Annotated in this window: 20 protein-coding genes and 1 tRNA gene; 11 read left to right on the top strand and 10 right to left on the bottom strand. The window is 38.0% G+C overall.

Annotation, left to right across the window (positions count from 1 at the left end; all coding sequences use genetic code 11):
* Positions 1-844: 844 nt before the first annotated feature.
* Genes ACP6L2_RS15510 through ACP6L2_RS15500 form a run of 3 tightly spaced genes read right to left on the bottom strand, consistent with a single transcriptional unit; the run spans position 845 to position 3,362 of the window.
* Positions 845-1,813: an MBL fold metallo-hydrolase RNA specificity domain-containing protein gene (locus ACP6L2_RS15510; protein WP_440510212.1), complete on the bottom strand. Its 969-nt coding sequence runs from the start codon at positions 1,811-1,813 to the stop codon at positions 845-847.
* 12 nt (positions 1,814-1,825) lie between these two features.
* Positions 1,826-2,413 carry a dephospho-CoA kinase gene (gene coaE / locus ACP6L2_RS15505; RefSeq protein WP_440510211.1) on the bottom strand — a complete coding sequence of 196 codons (588 nt, stop codon included), beginning with the start codon at positions 2,411-2,413 and terminating at the stop codon, positions 1,826-1,828.
* 1 nt (position 2,414) lies between these two features.
* On the bottom strand, positions 2,415-3,362 hold the full coding sequence (locus ACP6L2_RS15500) for a hypothetical protein (protein ID WP_440510210.1): 948 nt from the start codon (positions 3,360-3,362) through the stop codon (positions 2,415-2,417).
* Between the two features lie 170 nt (positions 3,363-3,532).
* On the opposite strand from ACP6L2_RS15500, the gene purL reads away from it, so the two are divergent.
* Together purL and ACP6L2_RS15490 are read left to right on the top strand one after the other, a co-directional pair.
* Positions 3,533-7,207, top strand: coding sequence for a phosphoribosylformylglycinamidine synthase (gene purL / locus ACP6L2_RS15495; protein WP_440510209.1), 3,675 nt, complete (start codon positions 3,533-3,535; stop codon positions 7,205-7,207).
* 68 nt (positions 7,208-7,275) lie between these two features.
* Positions 7,276-8,130 carry an aminoglycoside 6-adenylyltransferase gene (locus ACP6L2_RS15490; protein WP_440510208.1) on the top strand — a complete coding sequence of 285 codons (855 nt, stop codon included), beginning with the start codon at positions 7,276-7,278 and terminating at the stop codon, positions 8,128-8,130.
* Between the two features lie 64 nt (positions 8,131-8,194).
* On the opposite strand, the gene ACP6L2_RS15485 is transcribed toward ACP6L2_RS15490, so the two are convergent.
* Positions 8,195-9,796 (bottom strand): Na+/H+ antiporter, encoded by a 1,602-nt coding sequence (locus tag ACP6L2_RS15485; RefSeq protein ID WP_440510207.1) that lies wholly within the window; start codon positions 9,794-9,796, stop codon positions 8,195-8,197.
* A 41-nt stretch (positions 9,797-9,837) separates the two neighbouring features.
* On the opposite strand from ACP6L2_RS15485, the gene rlmF reads away from it, so the two are divergent.
* Entirely contained in the window at positions 9,838-10,722 is an 885-nt protein-coding gene (rlmF, locus tag ACP6L2_RS15480; protein WP_440510206.1) for a 23S rRNA (adenine(1618)-N(6))-methyltransferase RlmF, read from the top strand.
* Between the two features lie 78 nt (positions 10,723-10,800).
* On the opposite strand, the gene yajC is transcribed toward rlmF, so the two are convergent.
* The 4 genes from yajC to ACP6L2_RS15460 are packed head-to-tail and all read right to left on the bottom strand — an operon-like array spanning position 10,801 to position 13,661.
* The gene (gene yajC / locus ACP6L2_RS15475; protein WP_344673728.1) at positions 10,801-11,115 is read right to left on the bottom strand and encodes a preprotein translocase subunit YajC; all 315 of its coding nucleotides are present in this window, start codon (positions 11,113-11,115) and stop codon (positions 10,801-10,803) included.
* 26 nt (positions 11,116-11,141) lie between these two features.
* Positions 11,142-11,582: a DUF1573 domain-containing protein gene (locus ACP6L2_RS15470; RefSeq protein WP_440510205.1), complete on the bottom strand. Its 441-nt coding sequence runs from the start codon at positions 11,580-11,582 to the stop codon at positions 11,142-11,144.
* A gap of 10 nt (positions 11,583-11,592) precedes the next feature.
* The gene (gene nusB / locus ACP6L2_RS15465) at positions 11,593-12,543 is read right to left on the bottom strand and encodes a transcription antitermination factor NusB (protein WP_440510204.1); all 951 of its coding nucleotides are present in this window, start codon (positions 12,541-12,543) and stop codon (positions 11,593-11,595) included.
* 47 nt (positions 12,544-12,590) lie between these two features.
* A complete protein-coding gene (locus tag ACP6L2_RS15460; RefSeq protein ID WP_344673725.1) occupies positions 12,591-13,661 on the bottom strand; it encodes a Glu/Leu/Phe/Val family dehydrogenase in 1,071 nt (356 codons plus the stop codon).
* 149 nt (positions 13,662-13,810) lie between these two features.
* On the opposite strand from ACP6L2_RS15460, the gene ACP6L2_RS15455 reads away from it, so the two are divergent.
* From ACP6L2_RS15455 to ACP6L2_RS15420, 8 genes are all read left to right on the top strand, one after another.
* Positions 13,811-15,583 carry an ABC transporter ATP-binding protein gene (locus ACP6L2_RS15455; protein ID WP_440510203.1) on the top strand — a complete coding sequence of 591 codons (1,773 nt, stop codon included), beginning with the start codon at positions 13,811-13,813 and terminating at the stop codon, positions 15,581-15,583.
* A gap of 125 nt (positions 15,584-15,708) precedes the next feature.
* On the top strand, positions 15,709-17,673 hold the full coding sequence (locus ACP6L2_RS15450) for a transglutaminase domain-containing protein (protein WP_440510202.1): 1,965 nt from the start codon (positions 15,709-15,711) through the stop codon (positions 17,671-17,673).
* The gene (locus ACP6L2_RS15445) at positions 17,670-19,577 is read left to right on the top strand and encodes a DUF3857 domain-containing protein (RefSeq protein ID WP_440510201.1); all 1,908 of its coding nucleotides are present in this window, start codon (positions 17,670-17,672) and stop codon (positions 19,575-19,577) included. Before ACP6L2_RS15450 ends, ACP6L2_RS15445 begins: the two co-directional genes overlap by 4 nt.
* Positions 19,578-19,609: 32 nt before the next feature.
* Positions 19,610-19,683 (top strand) — tRNA-Ala (locus ACP6L2_RS15440).
* A 208-nt stretch (positions 19,684-19,891) separates the two neighbouring features.
* The gene (locus ACP6L2_RS15435; RefSeq protein ID WP_440510200.1) at positions 19,892-20,725 is read left to right on the top strand and encodes a helix-turn-helix domain-containing protein; all 834 of its coding nucleotides are present in this window, start codon (positions 19,892-19,894) and stop codon (positions 20,723-20,725) included.
* 92 nt (positions 20,726-20,817) lie between these two features.
* On the top strand, positions 20,818-21,528 hold the full coding sequence (locus ACP6L2_RS15430; RefSeq protein WP_440510199.1) for a hypothetical protein: 711 nt from the start codon (positions 20,818-20,820) through the stop codon (positions 21,526-21,528).
* Positions 21,529-21,537: 9 nt separating this feature from the next.
* Entirely contained in the window at positions 21,538-22,008 is a 471-nt protein-coding gene (locus tag ACP6L2_RS15425; RefSeq protein WP_440510198.1) for a hypothetical protein, read from the top strand.
* Positions 22,009-22,019: 11 nt separating this feature from the next.
* Positions 22,020-22,709: a hypothetical protein gene (locus ACP6L2_RS15420; protein ID WP_440510197.1), complete on the top strand. Its 690-nt coding sequence runs from the start codon at positions 22,020-22,022 to the stop codon at positions 22,707-22,709.
* Between the two features lie 264 nt (positions 22,710-22,973).
* Here ACP6L2_RS15420 and rpmA read toward each other — a convergent pair whose 3' ends face one another.
* Positions 22,974-23,237, bottom strand: a complete 264-nt coding sequence (gene rpmA / locus ACP6L2_RS15415) for a 50S ribosomal protein L27 (RefSeq protein ID WP_344673717.1) — start codon at positions 23,235-23,237, stop codon at positions 22,974-22,976.
* A 43-nt stretch (positions 23,238-23,280) separates the two neighbouring features.
* Entirely contained in the window at positions 23,281-23,592 is a 312-nt protein-coding gene (gene rplU, locus ACP6L2_RS15410; RefSeq protein WP_099367640.1) for a 50S ribosomal protein L21, read from the bottom strand.
* Between the last annotated feature and the right edge of the window lie 59 nt (positions 23,593-23,651).

Genomic DNA, 23,651 nt, shown 5'->3' with positions numbered 1-23,651 from the left:
CAGGATGTCTCCAAAAGAGTTTGAACAAAAATGGTTTAGAGGAGTTCTTTCCCCTAAACCATTAATAACTATATTTGAAAAAGTTGATTAATTATAAAAAACGGTCAACTCTATTCAGGGATGGACATAGGTCTAACTACTAACTACTCGATACTAAATACTATTAAAAAGGGGTTTACTTAGGGTTGGATTCGAGAACCCTTCGGATCTCCTTCGGAACTTGTTCGGATCTCCTTCGGATCTCGTTCGGTTCCGACCGAACGAGATCCGAAGGAGATCCCTATCAAATCCTAAGAAATTCCTTGAGAGTCTCGAAGCAATATGGAGCCTAATACCTTCCAATCACGAACCCAACACCTAGAGTACCGAACTTATTACTAGCCATTATAAAAAGGTTCTTCAAGTAACAGAAAGCCTATATATTTTAAAAAATCAATAAAAATCACAGAATATCCAGCCATTCACCACGAGAATCACAATACATTTTTAAATTCTTTGATAATTTATCATAAATAACTGTATATTGGCAATAGAATACTAATCGATGGAAGAGCCTAATTCCAACGCATTCTGAAAATCCATTTGGCAATCTCGTGCCAATTGTTACCTGTTAACTGGATTTTGTTAAACAAAAAATCGGCTAGAGCCGTTAGGTTCTAGCCGTTATTTTTTAATGGCTCTCTAAAGGAATTATCCTATAAATATCCCAATAGATAATAAATAATTATAAATACAATGATGGTCCCAAAACAGCCAAGACCCATTTTCTTAGCTCCCCATCCGGCGATTAATGCTCTAAAAAACTTATTCATATCTTTTCTCCAAATTGTTTAATATCGAAATATTAACAAAAGCCTGGAGAAATTGTTTGATTGTCGATATCCCGAATTTCAATATTTCCATGAAAATGCTGATGTAAGGTCCTTCCATCTCCATGCACCGTCCAGATAGCCTTTGGTTTTACCTGTTCGATGAAATATAGAATATCCTTCCAATCCACATGATCCGATAAATACAGACTGATGTCATTTTGAGCTTGAAGGCGTTCCCAACCTGATGCAAATGCCTTTAGAACATTCTTTGCTCTTCTATAGCTGAAGAAGGTTAATGGTGGCACCATATAGATTTTATTTTGCCCAGCCTCTTTCATGGACTTCCTATTATACAGCTCATAGCGCAGTGGAAAGTCAATATACCGATCGTAAATACGGTGAATGGGCATGATGGAGTGATGCACCAGGATTTCCTTTTCAGGGCAATGTTCATTCAGCATGGCTGTCAAACGCTGGGCCTTTCCTAAGGAATAGCAACCCAAGAGAATATTGTGGGGAACTGCCAATTTCAATATTTCCGTAACGGGATCGGGATGGATAATGTCCGGATTGGCAAAGGTGGTCTCGGTAATCAATACATCCGCTTCCTTAAAGACAATGGGTTCGCAAGTTGGATCCTCTTGCAACTTATAATCACCGGTATACAAATAACGAACGCCTTTGAATACCATGAGGATTTGCGCGCTTCCCAAAATGTGACCAGCCGGAAAGAAATAAATCCCTACCCCGTTGATTTCAAAATATTGATCAAAACCAATGATTTTAAAACTCTGTACAGGCTGTTTGCTGTAGCGTAGCTGCATGATATCAGCAGTCGGCTGGGTGCAATAGATATTCCTATGGCCTGGAGAAGCATGGTCGGCATGTGCATGCGAAACCACGGCATGCTCCACCGGGTATAGGGGGTCAATATAAAAATCGCCATAGGCACAATAAAAGCCTTTGTCCCGACGAACTAAAAAATCTTCAATGATTGTCATGTAATGTTTTTCCTATGCTTTGATGAATTGCTCATGCAACTTCATCACTTGTTCTATTAGGCTATGCTCATCGTCGTTATAGACGATAAAGTCAGCTAATTTTTCTTTTTCGGACTCGGGCATTTGTTTGGCCATACGTCCTCGAACTTCTTCTTCGGTAACTTGATCTCGCTTCATTACACGCTCTATACGTAAAGCTTCAGGAGAAGTAACCAAAATGGTATAGTCCAATGATTTATAGGATCCGCTTTCAAATAATAAAGCAGCTTCTTTTACGGAATATAGGGATGTTTGTGCCTCTGCCCAGTCTTCGGCATCTTTGATAACCGCGGGATGCACAATGGCGTTTAATTTCGCCAATTCTTTGGTATCCGAGAATACCTTTTTAGCTAACCAGGCTCTATTTAAAGTAAGATCAGGAAAATAGGTTTCTTCACCAAATGTCTTGATTAATGCTTGACGGACGGCATCACTTTTTACCATGATGTCCTTTGCTTCTTTATCCGCATCGTAAGTTGGAATACCCAAAACTTTAAATATTCGAGTAACGACGCTTTTGCCTACACCAATACCACCGGTGATTCCAATTTTTAGTCCCATATTACTTTCTTACAAAAAAATCTACATTTTGAGGCTCAAGACTGATGATCTGACAAAAATCAGGCACCTTGGTCATTATGATTGGCAGACTCGTTACGCCATGCTCTTTCCAAGCTTCCAAGTCTACTACAGCCTCAAAGTCTCGGGATGACCATTTATTGTAATCCTTAACGGAAAGCTGAACAGTTGCTTTAACTTTCGATGGCAATATGCGTACAGAAGTATAGCCCTTACTGTTTTCGACTTTCACAGGTAGCTCGATTACCTTTTCCGTCAACTCCCCAACCGGGATGATGACCTCGGCAAAGGTAGGGTAAATCGTGATATTTGTTTTATTCTGTCTATTCAGATAAGCCACCGTTCGAACATCGGTATTAACGTCTTTTCCTTTGATCGTATCGGTTTCCAGGAATTCAATACTCGCCACATCATCCAATGGTCCGGTGATGGTGACGTATTCCGGGATGGTGCGCGTAGCGCCAATAATACCATATTGTTTTTTAAAACTTAGGCTATGAATGGCTTTAACAGGTACTTTCCGTTGTGTTTGTTTCGAGAAATCAAAGTACAGCGTATCTGGGGATACGGCTACGACTTGTTTATCTTTTGGGAACTGACGATTAATAAACCCGATTTGGCTTCCGAAGACAATAAAATTCCTGGATTTCAATCCACTTAGGTCGACTTGAATTTTGGCTGTATCGGGATATAGGCGTTCCATGAGCATTTTCCAACCTGACATTTTGATCTTTACGGATACCGTATCGGCCTGCAGGGGGTGGAATGCTTTATTCTCAGGTAGGTTTACATAGGTGATGCTTGCCTTTTTACTGAAGTTATAGTCGCTGGAAATGGCAAACAGCGTCCATGCTAAGAATGAAATGATGACACACCGCAAGAATATGGAAAGCTTACGCCGTTGCACCTTATTAATTCGCCTTAAAGCCATGTTACAAATGTAGTATTTTGAAACTAAATATCCCATTTTGCGGAGTTGGCTAAAAATGGATAGAATTTTATAATGCTAAGGTCAAAAGATGCTGTTAGTTGGGAATGATTTGTTAAAATATTCCGTAACTTTGTGCTTTAATTGAAGGACATTCAAAATTCACTTTAATAATGATTCATTTCTTTGTGAACCAATCGAACACATTTTATGCTGTTCAAACCCCTAAAGATTTATCAACCGAAGATATCTCCAAATTAAACTGGCTGTTTGGGAATGCTAAAAAACTGGATGATCAGGCTTTAAACGACTATTTCGTTGGGCCAAGAGCTGCCATGGTTACTCCTTGGAGTACCAATGCGGTAGAGATTACCCAGAACATGGCAATCGATGGAATTATCCGTATCGAGGAATACCAAAAGGTAGATGCGGAATTCAACGATTTTGACCCGATGATCTCGCAGAAATTCTCTGCCTTGACACAAGACATGTTTAGCATCAATATCAGCCCGGAGCCAATCAAAGAGGTGGAGGATATCGAAGCATATAACCAATCGGAAGGGCTTGCATTAAGCTCTGAAGAGGTGGATTACTTAAACAATCTCGCGACGAAGATCGGACGTAAATTGACCGACTCCGAGGTATTCGCCTTTTCACAAGCGAATTCGGAACATTGTCGTCACAAGATTTTCAATGGAACATTTGTGATTGATGGTGATGAGAAACCGACCTCTTTGTTCAAATTAATTAAGAAAACATCGGAAACAAATCCAAACGAAATTGTTTCTGCCTATAAAGATAACGTAGCATTCGTGAAAGGTCCTAGAGTGACGCAGTTTGCTCCGAAATCCGCAGACAAGCCTGATTTTTACGAAGAGAAGGATTTTGACTCGGTTATTTCCTTAAAAGCAGAAACACATAACTTCCCGACTACTGTAGAACCTTTCTCAGGAGCTGCAACAGGATCAGGAGGTGAAATCCGTGACCGTCTAGCTGGTGGCCAAGGTTCATTGCCTTTGGCTGGTACTGCGATCTACATGACCGCCTACTCCAGACTTTTGGCGGATCGCCCTTGGGAAAAAGGTATGGCGGAACGTCCTTGGTTGTACCAAACACCAATGGATATTTTGATCAAAGCATCTAACGGTGCTTCTGACTTCGGAAATAAATTTGGTCAACCATTGATTACCGGATCGGTATTGACATTTGAACACGAGGAAGATGGGCGTAAATTGGGCTATGACAAGGTGATTATGCAAGCTGGCGGTATTGGCTATGGAAAATTAGATCAAGCTAAAAAGCATGAACCACAAGCAGGTGATAAAATTGTTATCCTAGGTGGCGAAAATTACCGTATAGGTATGGGGGGAGCTGCCGTATCATCCGCAGACACCGGTGCATTTGGTTCAGGCATTGAATTAAATGCGATCCAACGTTCAAACCCAGAAATGCAGAAACGTGCTGCCAATGCTATACGCGCATTTGTAGAGTCGGATAACAACCCTATTGTATCGATCCATGACCACGGTGCTGGTGGACACTTAAACTGTCTTTCAGAATTGGTAGAAAGCACAGGTGGATTAATCGACTTGGATAAACTTCCAGTAGGCGACCCTACCCTTTCCGCAAAAGAAATTATTGGAAACGAATCCCAAGAACGTATGGGATTGGTTATTTCAGAAGAAGATATTGCCAAATTACAGACCGTTTCCGATCGCGAGCGTGCGCCAATGTACACCGTTGGTGATGTAACGAGCGACCATAGATTCACTTTTGAATCGGAAAAGACAGGTGAAAAACCAATGGATTATGCTTTGGAAGACTTCTTCGGATCTTCACCAAAGACCATTATGTCTGATAAATTGGTAAACAGACCTTACGCTGCATTATCTTATGATGCGAAGGACGTTCCAAACTACTTAAACCAAGTATTGCAATTGGAAGCCGTAGCATCAAAAGATTGGTTAACCAATAAGGTTGACCGTTGTGTAGGTGGTCGTGTTGCTAAACAACAATGTGTTGGTCCATTGCAATTGCCACTGAACAATGTGGGTGTCATGGCATTGGATTATAAATCAAAAGAAGGTATTGCGACCACAGTTGGACATTCTCCATTAACGGCTTTAGTAGATCCAGCTGCTGGGTCAAGAAATGCCATTGGTGAGGCTTTATCTAACTTGGTATTTGCACCAATTCATAATAAACTTGCTGGCGTTTCTCTATCCGCTAACTGGATGTGGGCTTGTAATAATGAAGGTGAAGATGCACGTCTATATGAGGCTGTAAAAGGCTGTTCGGATTTTGCAATTGAATTGGGAATAAATATTCCTACAGGAAAGGATTCACTTTCCATGAAGCAGAAATATCCTAGCGGGGATCATGTCATTGCTCCAGGTACGGTTATTATTTCCGCTGCAGGAAACTGTAATGATATTAATAAAGTGGTTGAACCCGTTCTACAAAAAGACGCTGGATCCATTTATTACATCAATCTTTCTAAAGATGCTTTTAAATTAGGTGGTTCTACCTTTGCGCAGGTATTGAATAAGATTGGTACGGAGGTTCCAACTATTCAAGACGCCAATTACTTTAAAACAGCATTTAACACGATTCAGGATTTAATTCAAGCGAATCAGATTGCTGCCGGACACGATGTTGGTTCAGGCGGATTGGTTACAACGCTATTGGAAATGTGTTTTGCTGATGTAGATTTAGCTGCAGACTACGATTTAACAGGTTTAGCGGAAGCAGACACCGTTAAAGCTTTATTCAATGAGAATATTGCTGTCGTGCTTCAGGCGAAGAATGACCAAGCATTTGAAGATGCCATGAAAGCCGCAGGTGTGGATGCTGTAAAAATTGGTGTTGCTAAGAGCGGTCAGGACATTCAAATCAAAAATCAAGGGGATACTTATAGCTTCCCGGTTGTGGAAACTCGCGACACTTGGTTTAAGACATCTTATTTATTGGATCAAAAGCAATCGAAAAACGGCACTGCCGATGCTCGATTTGCAAACTATAAAAATCAACCCTTACAATACGAATTCCCGAAACATTTCGATGGAAAGAAACCTGTTGTGGAAGCTGGAAAGGCGCGTCCTAAAGCTGCGATCATCCGTGAGAAGGGATCTAACTCAGAAAGAGAAATGGCAAACGCCATGTATCTAGCAGGATTTGATGTAAAAGATGTACACATGACCGATTTAATTACTGGTCGTGAGACATTAGAAGACATTCAATTCATCGGTGCAGTAGGTGGTTTCTCCAACTCGGATGTGTTAGGATCGGCTAAAGGTTGGGCTGGTGCATTCTTATACAATGAGAAAGCAAAAAGTGCCTTAGAGAAGTTCTTCTCTCGCCCTGATACGCTTTCTGTTGGTATCTGTAATGGCTGTCAGTTATTCATGGAGTTGGAATTGATCAACCCGAATCATGAGGTTCATGGCAAAATGTTGCACAACGATTCGCAGAAACACGAGTCTAATTTCGTATCGGTAAAAGTTCAAGAGAACAATTCAGTGATGTTATCGACTTTGGCAGGTTCTACCTTAGGTGTTTGGATTTCACATGGTGAAGGAAAATTCAACTTGCCGTATGCGGAGGACAAATATCAGATTGTAGCGAAATATGCTTATGATCAATATCCTCATAATCCAAATGGATCGGATTACAACACAGCGATGATGTGTGATAGCACAGGTCGTCACTTGGTGACTATGCCACACATTGAGCGTTCGACCTTCCAATGGAACTGGGCAAATTATCCAAAAGATCGTCAAGATGAGGTATCTCCTTGGTTAGAGGCTTTTGTTAATGCGCGTAAATGGATAGAAAGTAAAAACAAATAAGTTGGAAATAACGTTATCGTTAGAGAAGTCCCGATGTTTAAACATTGGGACTTTTTTATTTTTTATGTATGAATAAGCGAGATCAAAAACTACAGCAAATCAAAGGTTGGATAACCTCCAATGAGGATATACGAGCGGCTTTATTGACCAGTTCATTGGTGAATCCCTTGGCCCCAGTGGATGATTATTCTGATCTGGATATTGAATTGGTTTTTGCAAATCTAGACCGCTTTACTGCAGATAGCTCTTGGATAGGTTTATTTGGTGATCCCATGATCCATTATGAAGAAGGTCCTGAAGCATTTGATGGCAAGCACAGCATGATCATGGTTCAATACATGGATGGCGTAAAGGTGGACTTTAAGCTTTACACCATCTCGCAATTTCAACAGGAGGCTCAAGCGGAAGTTCTTCCAGAGGATTGGGATATAGGTTATGAAATCATATTGGACAAGGATAACTTAACGAGCAAGATAACCTCTCCTACCTACGGTATCAGTATTATCAAAAAACCTTCTCAGGATCAGTTTAATAAACTCGTGCATGATTTTTATTGGGATACGAGCTATTTGCCCAAATGCTTGGCAAGAGGTGATATTTTCTACCTGAAATTTATGATGGAGCATATAATTCGTGTGGAATACTTTATTCCCATGTTGGAGTGGTTCATTGCATCTAAACACAATTGGAAAATTACAACCAATAAATATGGTCGATTATTTCCTAAATACCTTAGTCAACAGGAATGGAATGAGGTGTTACAAACTTTTGCGGCTGATAATATGGATGAGAACTACAAAGCAGCCATGAAGATGTTGGAATTATTCAACGGATATGCGGCGACTGTGGCTACGGATTTGGATTATACGTATGAAAGTTCCAAGTTTGAAAGATTAAGAACCTATCTTAATCAGGCGAAATAAGAATACCATAAAAATAGGTGTCGAAGCAATTAATAAAAGTTTGACTTAACTAAAGGAGTTCATCTTATCTTTTGTTCAATCTAGACTCCTCTAAGTCCAGGTTATGTTCCAAAGAACGAAGTACTTTTTCATCATAAATTTTCTCATTCATCATATCATACACAGATTTTCGGCGGACATCGATAAGGTCTTGCATGACGCGCTTATAAAGATCTTTTTCATTCGCGATTTTAATTTTAGCCTCACTAGACAGGGTGGTTGCAGATGATTCCAAGGCACGTTTCAACTGAAGGTTGATAGCTTTCACGGTATTGCTCTCTTCCAGTTCCTTGGCATATTTGGTTTTGAGCAGATGAATTTCATCCTTCACCAGTTTATATCGGATAGCTTCAATTTGGGCATCATCAGGTAACTCTTCTGATTTTCCATCCAATTTAATCCCCTTTATTAACCAAGGCAAGGTAAGACCTTGCAAAACCAAGGTAATCAGTATCACGATAAATGTGATAAAGAGGATTAGATTTCTATGAGGGAAAGCATGCCCCTGGCTGAGGTAAAGTGGAATGGCCAAGGCAGAAGCTAAGGAAACAACCCCACGCATACCTGCCCAACCCAATATCAACGACAGTTTCCAGCTTGGCTTTGCTTCCTTCCTACGGATATGAGGAAATAACATCCTAGGTAGATAGGTCGCCAAAAACATAAATAGGATTCGGACAAGGATAATGGCTCCTGTTATCATTAAGGCGATTTCTATCGCCCACTCCATCGATACACTTTCAATACCTTTGATGATAATAGGCAGTTCCAATCCAATTAAAATAAAGACAAAGCCATTCAACAAAAAGCCGATGGTCTCCCATACCTCCCTTGTCTGTATACGCGTATGGTAATCCATATAATCCTTTGATCGGAAAGATAGAAATAATCCACCTGACACAACGGCCAAAACACCAGACCATTCAAAATGCTCTGCAACGGTATACATGATATAAGGTGCAATGATTGTAATTGGGGTCGTTATGCTGGAGGCTTTAGCTACATGCTTAAGGAAAATATAAAGAATATGGCCGATAATTAAGCCGACAACTACACCCATAATGGCCAGAGTAAAGAAGCCTACTACAGCTTCACCCATGGTAAAAGTCCCAGTCATAATTACCGCAAGCGCCATTCGGAATACAGTCAGGGAAGCAGCATCATTGACTAAGGACTCCCCTTCTAGCAAGGTTATTCCACGTCTAGGAATATTGACTCCTTTTAGGACCGAAGTTGCCGCTACAGCATCTGGAGGAGAAATAATACCTCCAAGCAGGAATCCCAAGGCTAAGGTAAATCCAGGTATGAGACTAACAGAAATATAAGCAACAACTAAGGAGGTTAAAAAGACCAATCCAAAGCCCATTATCATGATGGATCTTCTGTTTTTCCAGAAGCTATTCCAGGATGTATACCAAGCAGCCTCAAAGAGTAAAGGAGGAAGAAAAACAAGGAATACGATATCGGGGTTGATGCTGAACTCAGGTAATCCGGGAATAAGGGAGATCAATAATCCGCCAATTACTAACAAAATAGGGTAAGAAATCTTAATTCGTTGGCTGAGAACAAAGAGCATGGCCATGAAAAAAAAGAGCAGCATGACCAATAATATATTCGATTCAATCATTTTTCCGTATTAATAGATATCTTTGTGAGATTGTAAAAATAATGGAAAAAAACACGAAAAATCTACATCCGCGCAATAAGTTTAATCAAGATTACGATTTTATGGCTTTGACGAAGCGCGTAACGGAATTAAAGAAATACCTTCAAAAACTACCTGATGAGCGTTTGAGCTTGGACTTTAGAGATCCTGAGGCTGTATTTCTTTTAAACAAAGCCCTTTTGGCTTCTGGTTATGACATCAAAGGTTGGGAAATCTTAGAGAATAGTCTTTGTCCTTCCATTCCAGGACGATTAAATTATATCCACTATTTAGCAGAGCTATTTAAGGGAAGACCCGGAAAACCTATACGCGTAATGGACGTTGGTACAGGTTCTTCCATTATTTATCCATTATTGGGTGCAAAGGAATACGATTGGCATTTTGTGGCAACAGAAACCCATAAACCATCTATTCAGCAAGCCAAAAATATCTTGCACAAAAACCCGGAATTCCGTCAAACGATTGAAATAAGGGAACAAAAGAACCCTGAACATATTCTAAAAGGGGTTATTCATCCAGGAGAATATTTTGATGCGATCATGTGTAATCCACCTTTCTATAAATCAAAAGAGGATTACCATAACGTAGTTATCAAAAAGAACAGCAAGCTTCATCAAGAAACAGAAGATAGCATAGCCAGCAACTTTAAGGGTTTACCTAATGAGCTTTGGTTTCCAGGTGGTGAACAGAAGTTTATTACGCAAATGATCTATGAAAGCATGGATCTAAAGGATCAAATTGGTGTTTGTAGTAGTTTGGTGTCTAACAAGGAAACAATTCGTCCTTTAAAGGCTATTTTAGAATACCATAAGATTCAGGATATCAAAGTAACGATGATGCACCAGGGCAAAAAGATCAGTAGGATTTTGTCTTGGCGATTAAGTTAGTAAAAGAGATAGCCTCTGAAATAAAAAAAATAGCCATGTGAATCACATGGCTATTTTTATGTTCAGCAGAAAAGCAGCTTAAGCTGTTTTCTCTTGATTTAATGCTCTTGAAGCTTCTAAGGAGATAGCCGATTTGTCGAAACGAATCTTAACACCAGAACCTACATCTACTAAGAAAGTTTTTTCGCTTACTTCAACGATCCTTCCGTGAATACCTGCTGTAGTAACAACGCGAGAGTTAACACCAATTTCTTCAATGTATTTTTTGTGTTCTTTTTGTTTCTTCATCTGCGGTCTGATCATGAAGAAGTAAAATACCACGATGATTAAGATCATCGGTAAAAACTGCATCATGCCACTACCTGTTGCTTGCAATAAAATTGTAGAGATCATGTTTATTTATGTTTATTGATAATATACTATTTTGGATCAACTGTACCTTTTAATTGCACAGTCAAAATATTTGGATTCGCATTCGATGCAATGGTAATAATCTTCTGTTGTTGACCAACTTGATTATCACTGTTGAACTCTACATTGATTTCTCCAGTTTTACCCGGTAATACCGGTTCAGAAGTATATGTAGGCGTTGTACAACCGCAGCTTGCAGAAACTTGAGCTAGAATGATTGGACTCTTACCCGTATTCGTAAAGGTGAAGGTATGTTTTACCAATGCACCTTCTTTAATTGTTCCAAAATCAAATTCTTTTTCCTTAAAATCCATTACTCCAGCATTCTGTAAATCAGGAGTACCTGCTTCTGTGGATTGTTCTGTAGATTCATTGTCTTTGCTTCCTGCATTATTACAAGCAGTAAATAAAGCTGAAGCTACTATTAGGCTCAAAATGATTTTTTTCATGTTCTGTATGTTAAGCGATCAATCCTCTACCCTCTTTTTTGATTCTCTTCTGGGCAGTAAGATCAGCTAAGATTTTATCCAAGATACCATTGATAAATGTACTACTTTTCAAGGTACTGAAGGATTTTGATAATTCAATGTATTCGTTGATTGTCACTTTCACTGGAATTGTCGAGAAGTTAATCAACTCGGTAATGGCCATACGCATCAATAGGTTATCCACTAAAGCAATACGGTCAGATTCCCAATTCTTAGTTTTACTAGCAATCATCTCTTGGTATTCATTGCCATATTTGATGGTCAATTTCAAGAGGTCAAGGATGAAGTCTTTATCCTCTACCCAGCTAGGTGTTAAATCAGCTAACTTATTCTTGGCAGGAACTTCACTACTGAAGTTTTTGAAAGTCTTGGCAATCATAGCCTGTAAAACCTCTTTGTCAACTTGCCAGTTGATAAAACGTTCATCGAAAGCCTGCTCAATATCTGGGGATTTCAAGATGATTTTCTTGAAGATATGTTTAATGATATCTTTTTCCACAGCAATGGAACGATCCTCTTCTTGTAAATAAGCCAAATAAGCTTCAGAATCTTTCAATTGACTATAAATCGAACGAACAATTTCAGGATCATAACTCCAGTCAACTTTATAACGTTTTACCTTTTCTAAGTATTCTCTATTTTGACGTAGAGAATCAATAAAGGTATTGTTGTTAAGTTTGGTTGAAGAATAGGTTTTATCCTTGTCGGTTGGAATCCATTTATTGGCAATTCCCTCCACGTCGATCAAGACATATTCAGCCACCTCATCCAATAGATTAAGTGTCCAAATGTACATCTCATCAACTTCTTCGACATTTCTCAATAATCCCTTTTCGAAATTGACGATGTTTTTGTCTTCCGACAAACTGTAGGCATACAATGTCTGCATGACCTTAACCCGTAGGTGTCTTCTGTTTAGCATAATGTTTTAAAAGAACGATTGGTGATAAAGAACGATATTATACTATCTTATTTTAATTTTTTCATATCATTGATACGCTTGTCTGCCAACTCTTTAGCAGCCTGATGCGTAGAAATGTTTTCTTCTTTAGCTTTTTGAATCACGTGACGAGTCATGGTGTAAATGTAACGGATTAAATGATCCGTACGGTCAGCACCGTATCCCTCCAATTCCGAGAAACAGCTAATTAAAGCACCAGCATTGATTAAGAAGTCTGGTGTGTAAAGGATATTGTTTTCTTTCAATAACTCTAATGTGCGATCTTCCTCCAATAATTGATTGTTAGCAGATCCTGCGATAATTTTACAACGCATACGAGGTACCGTATCTGGATTTACAGTTCCACCTAAAGCACATGGAGCATATACATCAGCATCCAATTCGAAACTTGTAGAATATGTAATTGGCTCTGCTTTGTATTTTGCTGCAATTTTCATCTTGCGCTCTTCAGTCATGTCAGAAACATATACACGTGCGTTTTCAGCACGAAGTAAGGATACTAAATGCTCCCCAACGCTACCTACGCCCTGTACAGCGATCTTTCTACCAGCAAGGTTATCATCACCATAAAGCTCCTTGATTGCAGCTTTAATACCGTAATAAACACCTTTAGCAGCAAATACAGTTGTATCACCAGCACCATTTAAGGATGTTGGAAGACCAGCTACATAGTTTGTTTCAGCATGAATGTACTCTAAATCTTTTTGGGTAGTACCTACATCAATAGATGCAATGAAATTTCCGTTAAGACCATTGATAAAACGACCGAAACGACGCATAAGCACCTCTGATTTTTCGGTACGGTTATTTCCAATGATGATTGCAGAACCACCTCCTAGGTTCAATCCGGCCAATGAAGCCTTGTAAGTAATGGCTTTCGATAAACGTAAAGCATCTTCAATAGCCTCTGCTTCAGTAGCATAAGGCAACATGCGAACACCGCCAATGGCAGGTCCTAAAGTCGTATCGTGAATAGCGACAATTGCCTTCAAGCCAACTTCTTTATCATTACAAATGAAGATATTCTGATGGTCCGATACACGCATCAAATCAAATAGAGAGGTAGATTCCTTCTGCATAGATTAAACAAAAATTTACAGCTACAAAATTAACAAATTATTTATTTCTAAGGCTAAAAGGCTTAAAATAATCGTAAAAGGATTTATACATGACAGATACAGGGATATTCCACCGCTAATATTTAAAATTATACCTTACTTTTGCTTTAATGAAGGAACTATCTTACCTCAATAAGTTTTTCTATAAATATCGCTGGAAGATTGTCCCAGGCGTCATTTTCGTAATCATATCTAACTATTTCGGTATTCTTCCTGCACAGGTAATACGTGAAGCGTTTGATTTGGTTAAAGAAAATATTGACCTGTACCGTTTGTATGATGGATTCGACAGACAAGACCTGATCTACAAGATATTTGGTAATAGTTTGCTTTTCTTTGGTGCAGTCGTGCTCGTTTTAGCTATCCTCCGAGGTATATTTCTCTTCATGATGCGTCAAACATTGATTTTGACCTCCAGACATATCGAATACGATATGAAGAATGAAATCTATCAGCATTACCAACAATTAGACTTTGCCTTCTACCGTAGAAACAATACGGGTGACTTAATGAACAGGGCAACCGAAGATGTCAATCAGGTTAGAAACTACTTGGGACCGGCAATTATGTATGCCATCAACACCGTAGTTCTTTCATTGATGATCATTTACGCTATGTATAGTGTCAATGCCACGTTGGCGACCTATGCATTGATTCCTATTCCTATTATTTCGGTGATCATCCTCTTTGTCAATAAAGTCATCAATAGACGTAGTGAAAGAATTCAAAGACAGCTCTCTCAGCTTTCATCATTTGTTCAAGAAACATTTTCCGGTATTCGTGTGATCAAGACCTATACGCGAGAACAGGATAAGATGAACGGTTTTAAAACCGAGAGTGATCGATATAAGGACATCAACTTGAACTTGGTGAAGGTTCAGGCGATCTTCTTTCCATTAATTATATTTTTAGTTGGGTTCAGTACCATTGTAACGGTGTATGTTGGTGGTTTAGAGGTAAACAAAGGGAATATATCAGCCGGGAATATCGCTGAGTTTATAATCTATGTCAATCAATTGACCTTCCCTGCCATGTCCTTAGCTTGGGTAACTTCGTTAGTTCAGCGTGCTGCAGCTTCTCAAAAAAGAATTAATGAATTCCTACATACCAAGTCGGAAATACCTGATGGAAAATTTAGTCCTAAACTAGATGGTGAAATCCGTGTAGAGAACATTTCATTCACTTATCCCGATACAGGTATTAAAGCCATTGATCAAGTTAGCTTCCGAATTCCAGTTGGTAAAACGATGGCGATTATTGGTAAAACAGGATCTGGAAAATCGACTCTTGCCAATTTATTGTTAAGGATGTATGATGTCAACAAGGGAAGCATATTCTATGATCAACATGCCATTCAGGACTTAAAATTACATGCACTTAGGGAGCAAATAGGATTTGTACCACAACAAGTGTTTTTGTTTTCAGATACTATTGCGCGAAATATAGCTTTTGGTTTGGATGCTGTAGATGTGCCAGCGGTAGAACAAGCTGCCAAGGATGCTGCTGTATACCAAAACATTGTTGATTTTGACGAAGGCTTTGAAACCCATATTGGAGAACGTGGGATTACTCTCTCTGGAGGTCAAAAACAAAGGGTATCAATCGCTAGAGCCTTGGTAAAAGACCCTCAGATCTTGATCTTTGACGATTGTCTTTCTGCTGTCGACACAAAAACGGAAGAAGAAATTCTACATAACTTGAACCGAATAATGGATGGCAAGACTTCCATTATTATTGCACACCGTATTTCTACTATCAAGAATGCAGACCATATCTTGGTGATGGATGATGGCAAGATCGTAGAGCAAGGTACGCATAGTGAACTCTTACAGATGGAAGGTGAATATGCATCCTTGTACGAAAAACAGCTTTTAGAAGCATAATATTTTCTTTTCTTTAAGAAAGAATCTTAAAATTAAAATAACGCCAACCATTATATTAATTTTAAATAAATTACCATGTAATTTCAAGTAATTTATTTACATTTAGCCAATTATTAACGACCATTATGAAAAGACTTTTTGCAGTGCTATTCCTGTACTTTGCAGCACATTTTGTTCATGCCCAAGAGTTTCCAAAACTGAGTCTATCGGACTTTACGACAGATCATCAAAAGATAGATACTGCAGCGAATGCAATTGTACTCTATGAAGTTGGTCGTACGGAATTAGAGTACATAGAATCTGAAAGTGCATTGATGGTTGTTCATCATCGAAAAGTGCGCTATAAAATCTTTAATAAGGATGGAGCAAAATATGCTAATGTGGAGCTACCATTGTACAGATATGGAAGTAAATTTGAGTTTACCCGTGATATCGAAGCAAGCACATTTAACTTAGTTAACGGCAAGATCGAAGAAACAGAAATGCAGAAATCTGCTGTTTTTAATGAGAAATCTCATGAGTATCTTCAAAAGGTAAAATTCACACTACCTAATATTAAAGACAACTCCATATTAGAAATTAGTTATAAGACCTATTCTCCAGGAATTAATACCTATAAGAAGTGGGAGTTCCAAACGGACATTCCAAAGCTTTACAGTGAATATGTGGCAATAATTCCAGCTTCATTTGAATACAACGTAACGCTGAAAGGACACTTACCATTATCAGATTCAAAATCGACTTTATTATCCAAATATTTCTTGTTAGGTGGAGTACGAAATGACTGTTCTAAAATGCAATACATCATGAAGGATATCCCTGCATTTAAAGAAGAGTCGCATATGTTAGCACGTGTCAATTATATTTCTGCTATAACCTTTGAATTGGAGAGTTACATCAATAATATTGGCGCAAGAACCAATTACACCAGAACTTGGGAAAATATCGACACGGAGTTAATGAACGAAAAGAACTTTGGCGGACAGCTAAAAAATAGATCTGCCTTTAAAGAAATTGTTCCTGGTATCATCGATGGCAAATCGTCCAACATGGATAAAGCAAAGGCTATTTATGACTATGTTCAAAAGAACATACAATGGAATAATGTTGGAGGTTTATATGCTGAAAATGGAGTTAAGAAATCCATGGAGAACAAAAGAGGCAATATTGCTGATGTCAACCTGAGCTTGATAGCCGCGATGAGAGCAGCAGAAATAGAAGCTTACCCTGTACTATTCGCGACTCGTGATAGAGGTATCCCAAGCTATATCCACCCCGTGCTGGCAGATTTCAATGGCGTACTCTGTCTAGTGAAGATAGATGGTAAAGATTATTTATTAGATGCCACAGAAAAAAACCTTCCTTTTGGACAATTATCCATTCGTTCCATCAATGATCGTGGTCGTGTTATTTATGAAAAAAGAAAATCGGATTGGGTTCAATTGGCAAATGATATCCCTTCTAAAGCGAATTATAACATCTTAGCTCAGCTAAGCCCTGAAGGCAAACTTATAGGGACTATTCGTATTCAACGCAGTGGATTGCGCGCATTTGATAAGCGTAGAGAAGTTAATTCATTCCCTTCTATTGAAGAATACGAGGAACATCGTGCTGAAAATAGTGCCTCTATGAAGATTGTAAAGATAAAATTCGAAAATCTAGAGGAATACAATAATGATCTAATTGAATTGATCGACTTTGAATTGGATGCTTCCAGAAACATGCAAGGAAATCAATTTGTTTTCAATCCACTTATTTATGATCGGATGACAAAAAATCCTTTCTTATTGGAGGAAAGGAATTACCATGTTGACTTTGGAGCTTCCTTAGTAGACAGTCATCAAATTAATATTAAGTTTCCAGAGGGCTATCAAGTAAGTAATTCGCCTAAGAACACGGCAATGGCTTTACCAGAAAATGCTGCCAGATATACTTTTAGATCAGCCTTTGAAGGTAATACGCTTATGCTTCAACAATCCTTAAGCTTGAATCATCCTATTTATACACCTGAGGAATATTTTCATTTGAAAGAATTCTTCTCCCGTATTATTGAGCAGCAAGCTTCAACTTTTCATTTCAAAAAAATATGAGGTTAAGGCAGTTCTATTTTTCCTTATTCTTTTGCCTTTCAATATCCGCTGTATATGGACAATATGCCGTACAGGATATCCCGAAAGAGCTTTTAGGTAGAGCAACAGCAACCTTTCGAGAAGATGACAAAACTATCCTCATTAAATCTCCAACTGATGTTACGACTACCGGTAAAAAGGTAGTCACTATTCATAACAATGGCGGGGAATTACACGGAAATATCTTTTTCTATTATAATAAATCTGTACAGGTTAAAGAGGTAAAAGGTGAGATATTAGATGAGTTTGGAAAGGCGATAAAGAAATTCTCTCTTAAGGATTTCGATGATTATAGTGCGGTATCGGGATACTCATTATTTGATGATTATCGGGTTAAGGTTTTTGAATCTAATGTGACTACTTATCCTTATACCATCGCTTATACTTACGAGTTAAAATCTAATCAGAATTTAGTAATCGAACCATGGCGACCTGATATTTATAAAAATGTATCCGTAGAAAAAAGTGCTTACACTATCTTAACTAATCCAGAGGAAAAACTCAGAATCTATAGCAAAAATTTAAACGCTGAACCTGTAATTGGAACACAGGAAAAATTTAAATCCTATCAATGGAAGGCAGAAAACATTAAAGCCATTCGTGAGGAACCTTATAGCCCTGGTCGAGATATTACCGGAATGCAAGTTCTGGTAGTTCCACAGACTTTCCAATACTTCAAAAATAAAGGAGAATTTGATGATTGGAAAACCTTTGGCTTATGGATGAACCAAACCTTGCTTAAAGACAAGAAAAATTTACCTACAGCCACGGTTAGCAAAGTCAAGGAATTAGTTAAGGATCTTAAAACAGATAAAGAGAAGGCCAAGGCGCTTTATGAATACATGCAAAACAAAACCCGATACATCAGCATTCAGGTCGGTATTGGTGGATTTGAGCCCTTCCCAGCTGAAAATGTAGATCGATTAGGATATGGCGATTGTAAAGCTCTGGTGAACTATATGCAAGCCTTATTAGATGTAGTAGAAATCCCTTCTTATTATGCTATCGTCGAAGCTGGTGACAAGAAAAAAAATGTGATTAATGATTTTGCCAATATATTGGATGGCAACCATATCATCTTATGCTTGCCTTTTGAAAATGACACCACTTGGCTTGAATGTACAAGTCAGGAAATGCCATTTGGTTACTTAGGTGATTTCACAGATGATCGTTTGGTTTTAGCTTGCACAGAGGAAGGTGGCAAGGTTATGCGCACGACAAGCTATTCCTATGCGGACAATCTTCAGCACCGAATTATGAACATTAAATTAGATGTAAAGGGTAAAATAACCGGTGATATTGAAACAACCTTTAAGGGCACTCAATTTGACAATCACTTTGCTAATTATGACCTTATTCGTGATAAGCAATTAGAAAACCTGAAGAAGTGGTATAATATCAACAGAATTGAATTTACGGACTTCAATTATGCTATTCAAACAGAAAATAATCCGATATTAACAGAGAATATCAAATTCAGCATTGACAATTATGCAACCGTTAGTAAGAGTCACTTATCCATTAAACCCAATATCTTCAATATTGCTTCTCCAATCCCCAACATTCGAAATCGTCAGGAGAAGGTTATTATTAACCGCGGATATACGGATATTGAAGAAATCAATGTTGAATTACCCAACGAGGTCATTCCAATGATTTCACCCACTAAAAAGGAGATCAAAACGGATATGGGGACCTATGAGTTTCTTGCCAAAATAGAAGATAAAGTTTTGAAATGTTATCGTAAGATTCAGATAAAAGAAGGGGAATATTCAGCGGAAAGCTATGAATCTTTCAGCAATTTAATGGCTGAAGCCCATCAATTTGATGGCACTTTTTATAATTTATCAATTAAAGATAAATAATAAAACATTTCACTATATTTGGCAACCCTAATGGGGGATTAGCTCAGCTGGCTAGAGCGCTTGCCTGGCAGGCAAGAGGCCACCGGTTCGAATCCGGTATTCTCCACTTTATCAATAGGCATTTATGACACCCATAAATGCCTTTTTTATTTTAGTACCCATTAATACCCTCTAGTACCTTCTAACACTAAGAAAAGGGTATGAATTTTAGAGATCCTTTCAACGACTCATCTAAATTTTAAATTTTGAAACAGTTAATTTAATTTGCTTTTATTTATCTTTATTTGATTGAAAGCAAAACAGCTATTTAAGCTATGATTGAACAACTGCTTCCCATATCACCTGCGTTAAGCAAGTATGTCGCAAATGCTGTCTATTTTAACCATAACAGTAATAGTGCTTTTCAGTTCCAGATGGTACCCCGCATCTTTACCACTTTGTTTTTTGTGATTAGAAAGAAGCAAGACCTTAAGATAAATCTTGGAGGGGATATCCTTGATTTTAATAACAATTCCGTGTATGCATTTGGAGTAGGAAACCTTCCTGCCGGATTTGATGTTGTGAATGAACTAGAGGTTATTCTGGTTATGCTACATCCGGGAATTAGCCGTATTTTTTTTCATGATGATGCCAATATTTTTACAAATGGCAGGTTCGATCTTACGGATATGGATCAGACAAATAAAAATCTGAATGAAAAAATTGCTTATGCCACTTCACTTCCTTCAAAATGGCAATTAATCCAAGAATATCTGGTTAAAAAACTAGTTGTGGAGATTCCCGATAAATTCCGCAGGATTACAGGTGCAATTGAAATTCTTCAAAAAAGTCATGGAAACATCTCGATTAATTCTTTGAGCGAAAATGTTTTTACCTGTCGCCGAAATCTGCACGATCTTTTTTTGCAGTTTGTAGGCTTTTCCCCAAAGCAATACGCAGATATTATCCGTTTCAACCGTTTTGTAAAACTGTACACGCAACATTTCGGCTCACTTTCTGAAATCAGTTACCAGTGCGGTTATCACGACCTCTCCCATCTTAATAAAGATTTTACGCGTTTTGTTGGAACCTCTCCATCAGCGTATTTCGGTACAGCTTTATCTGCGGATATTAATAACTGGTGCGAGATAGATTATCTTGCTAGATAAGAATCTCCGTTTTTTACAAACCCTTATTTAGCGAGTCTGGTTAATTTTGTTTTAGAATTGGCAAAAGTGTTTCTGTCATTAAAACAAGATTTATGAAAACAAGATATTTTAAATTTGTCCTTATGCCTCTCATTATTTCGTGCTTGATTTATGCATGTAAAAAGAATGATGCTGCAGAGGCACCTGCATTTGATATCGGGCAATTGGATCAATACTGTTTGTATGTAAGAGTTGCTTCACCGGAAGTACCAAATTCTACTGTTTCCGATTTTATTTTTGATTTTAAGACTGGGAACATAGCAGATTTAGGTAGCCTGGAAGGCTTGTATACTTTGACAACAAAAGTTATGGAGGATAATTCGGTCAAGATCAGTATGGGGTTAAACGATTATGTATTATTCGTTGTTGAAAAAGGCAAACCAGTAATAAAGCAATGGAAATTATTCGGGGAAGTCACAGAATTACAACTGATCAAAAAACCTGAAATCAACCTGCTGAAAGGTAATACATTTACCGGAACCTACTATAAGTCTAATAACACGGTATTGCATGAAAATTTTTTCTACAGCTATTCTGCCCTAAACAATTTTTCCCTTACTGCAGGATTAAAAGTAAATGAGCCTGCATTACGTGGCGAAGTCTATAAATCTCTGGGAAATATCGCGGCTTATGTAAAAAAAGTCAACAGTACGACCGCCGATATGGAATTTATGATATTGGTAGATGGCAAATTGAGGGTAACTTATATCGACAGGGTTTCCAACCCCACACAATATTATCATGGTGTATTTATTAAAAAATAAAACAATAGTATGAAAGCTAGAATTTATACCCTCTTCCTTGCCGTACTTTGCCTATCGGCATGTGGAAAAGATGAAAAAGTGGAAGATCCTATTGAAGAGCAAAACAGTTATACCTATGAAGATGGTTCCGATAAACAAAGTGTTCAAATAATGAAGGCAGAGTATACTTTTGAAGACCTGTTTATGGCAAATCAAATAACGTTACGTTTTATAGGGCAGAACAACGATAATAAAATAATTTTTCTCCTATCAGGCAACAGTATCATCAATCAGGTTCCTGAAGGTAGCTTTTCCCAAAGTGGTGGCATTGTATTAGTTAGTGGCGTGATTATCACCCCGAATGGAAATGCAGCTTATGCCGTGAGAAATAAAAATTTAAAGATTGTAAAAGAAGGATACAGCTATAATATTGATTTTGCATTTACCACAGATAAAGGCGAGGTAAAGGGTAGTTATAAGGGAACTATAGTAGAAAAATAGAGTCTGCTAATATGGAAAGAAGATTTAATCTGCTAATTGTGTTTTTCATTTTTGTTGCTCTCTTGTCGCTGGCAGGTTTTTTCAATTCCTATATCAGCTTGTTACCCGATAAGGCAAAATTCCCTCTTGTTATCCATATTCATTTCGCTGCTTTTGTATGTTGGTTTATTTTGCTAATTGTGCAACCCATATTAATCAGGCTAAAGAAATATGATTTGCACAGCCAGATGGGAAAAATATCTTACATCCTTGCTCCGATATTGGTGACCACCATTCTTATACTCGTAAAACAACAAGCCGAAAGTGGTATTATGAACTCCAGAAGTGATGTATTTATTACCTCATTTATAGGTGTGCTGGATGCGATTTCCTTTTCAACGTTCTATCTGATAGCCATGTTAAACAGGCAGAATGTTCGTTGGCATGTTGCTTTTTTGATCGGCGCAACGCTTGTTGTATTAAACCCAGGTATGTCACGCTTATTTAATCAAATTATTCCGGGATTCGGACTTTTAGCTGCTATTTTACTCCCCTTTGTCATTCCTATAGCTATCCTATCCGTTGAAAAGATTAAACACCGAAGACCTATTCTTAAAAGCCCCTATTTTCTCTTTCTCTGCTGTTGGACAACCGAGATTATTCTTTTTCTAACAATTCCAAATACAGATTTTTGGAGAAACTTTATCCTAAAGGTTCTTTGATGGTCGTTCTTTTAAATGTTTCTTATCAAATCTTGAAGGTTCTTCTACTATTCATATCCCCATAATGGACGCATAAATCAAATTTGTTTGTTCCTTTTTGAGGTAATAGTAAAATCTGACACAATAGCGTTTTAATAATTATCAAAACCATACAAACCCTTTTTTCCCTGCCCTAAGTCTAACTATCAAAAGTTTTTTAATATATCCTAAAAGACACAAAAAAAGCCCCAGCAATGCTGAGGCTTTCTTTGTATCATTCAATTCTTAGTTTTGTTCAGCAGGTAATACTGAAACGTAAGATTTGTTGTTTGCTTTTTTGCGGAAAACTACTGTTCCGTCGATTAATGCGTATAAAGTATGGTCTTTACCAATACCTACGTTAGCATCAGGGTTGTGTTGAGTACCACGTTGACGAACGATGATATTACCAGCGATTGCTTGTTGACCACCGAAAATCTTGATACCTAATCTCTTACTATGTGACTCACGACCGTTCTTGGAACTACCCGCACCTTTTTTATGTGCCATTTCTTATCTTAATTTATGACTTGCGTCCGATTAAAAAATTCGATTATAAACTGATACCAGTGATCTGGATTTTAGTGAAGTGTTGACGGTGACCGTTTTTCTTCTTGTAACCTTTACGACGTTTCTTTTTGAAAACGATTACTTTTTCACCTTTTAAATGTGACAAAATCGTAGCTGAAACTTTAGCACCTGAGATACTTGGTGTACCTACAGTAAATTTACCACCGTCTTCTGCTAACAATACATTGTCAAATTCAATACTAGCGCCTTCGTCTCCTTGTAAGCGGTGTACAAAAAGATATTGGTCTTTTGCAACCTTAAATTGCTGTCCTGCTATATTTACTATTGCGTACATTGTTATTTAATGATTTGTTAATTATTTAATGAACGGCAAAGATAAAACTTTCTTTCAAT

Source organism: Sphingobacterium lactis, assembly GCF_051951495.1.
Lineage (GTDB): Bacteria > Bacteroidota > Bacteroidia > Sphingobacteriales > Sphingobacteriaceae > Sphingobacterium > Sphingobacterium lactis_A.
The sequence above is the reverse complement of the archived record's forward strand: the minus strand, read 5'-3'. Positions and strand labels throughout refer to the sequence as shown.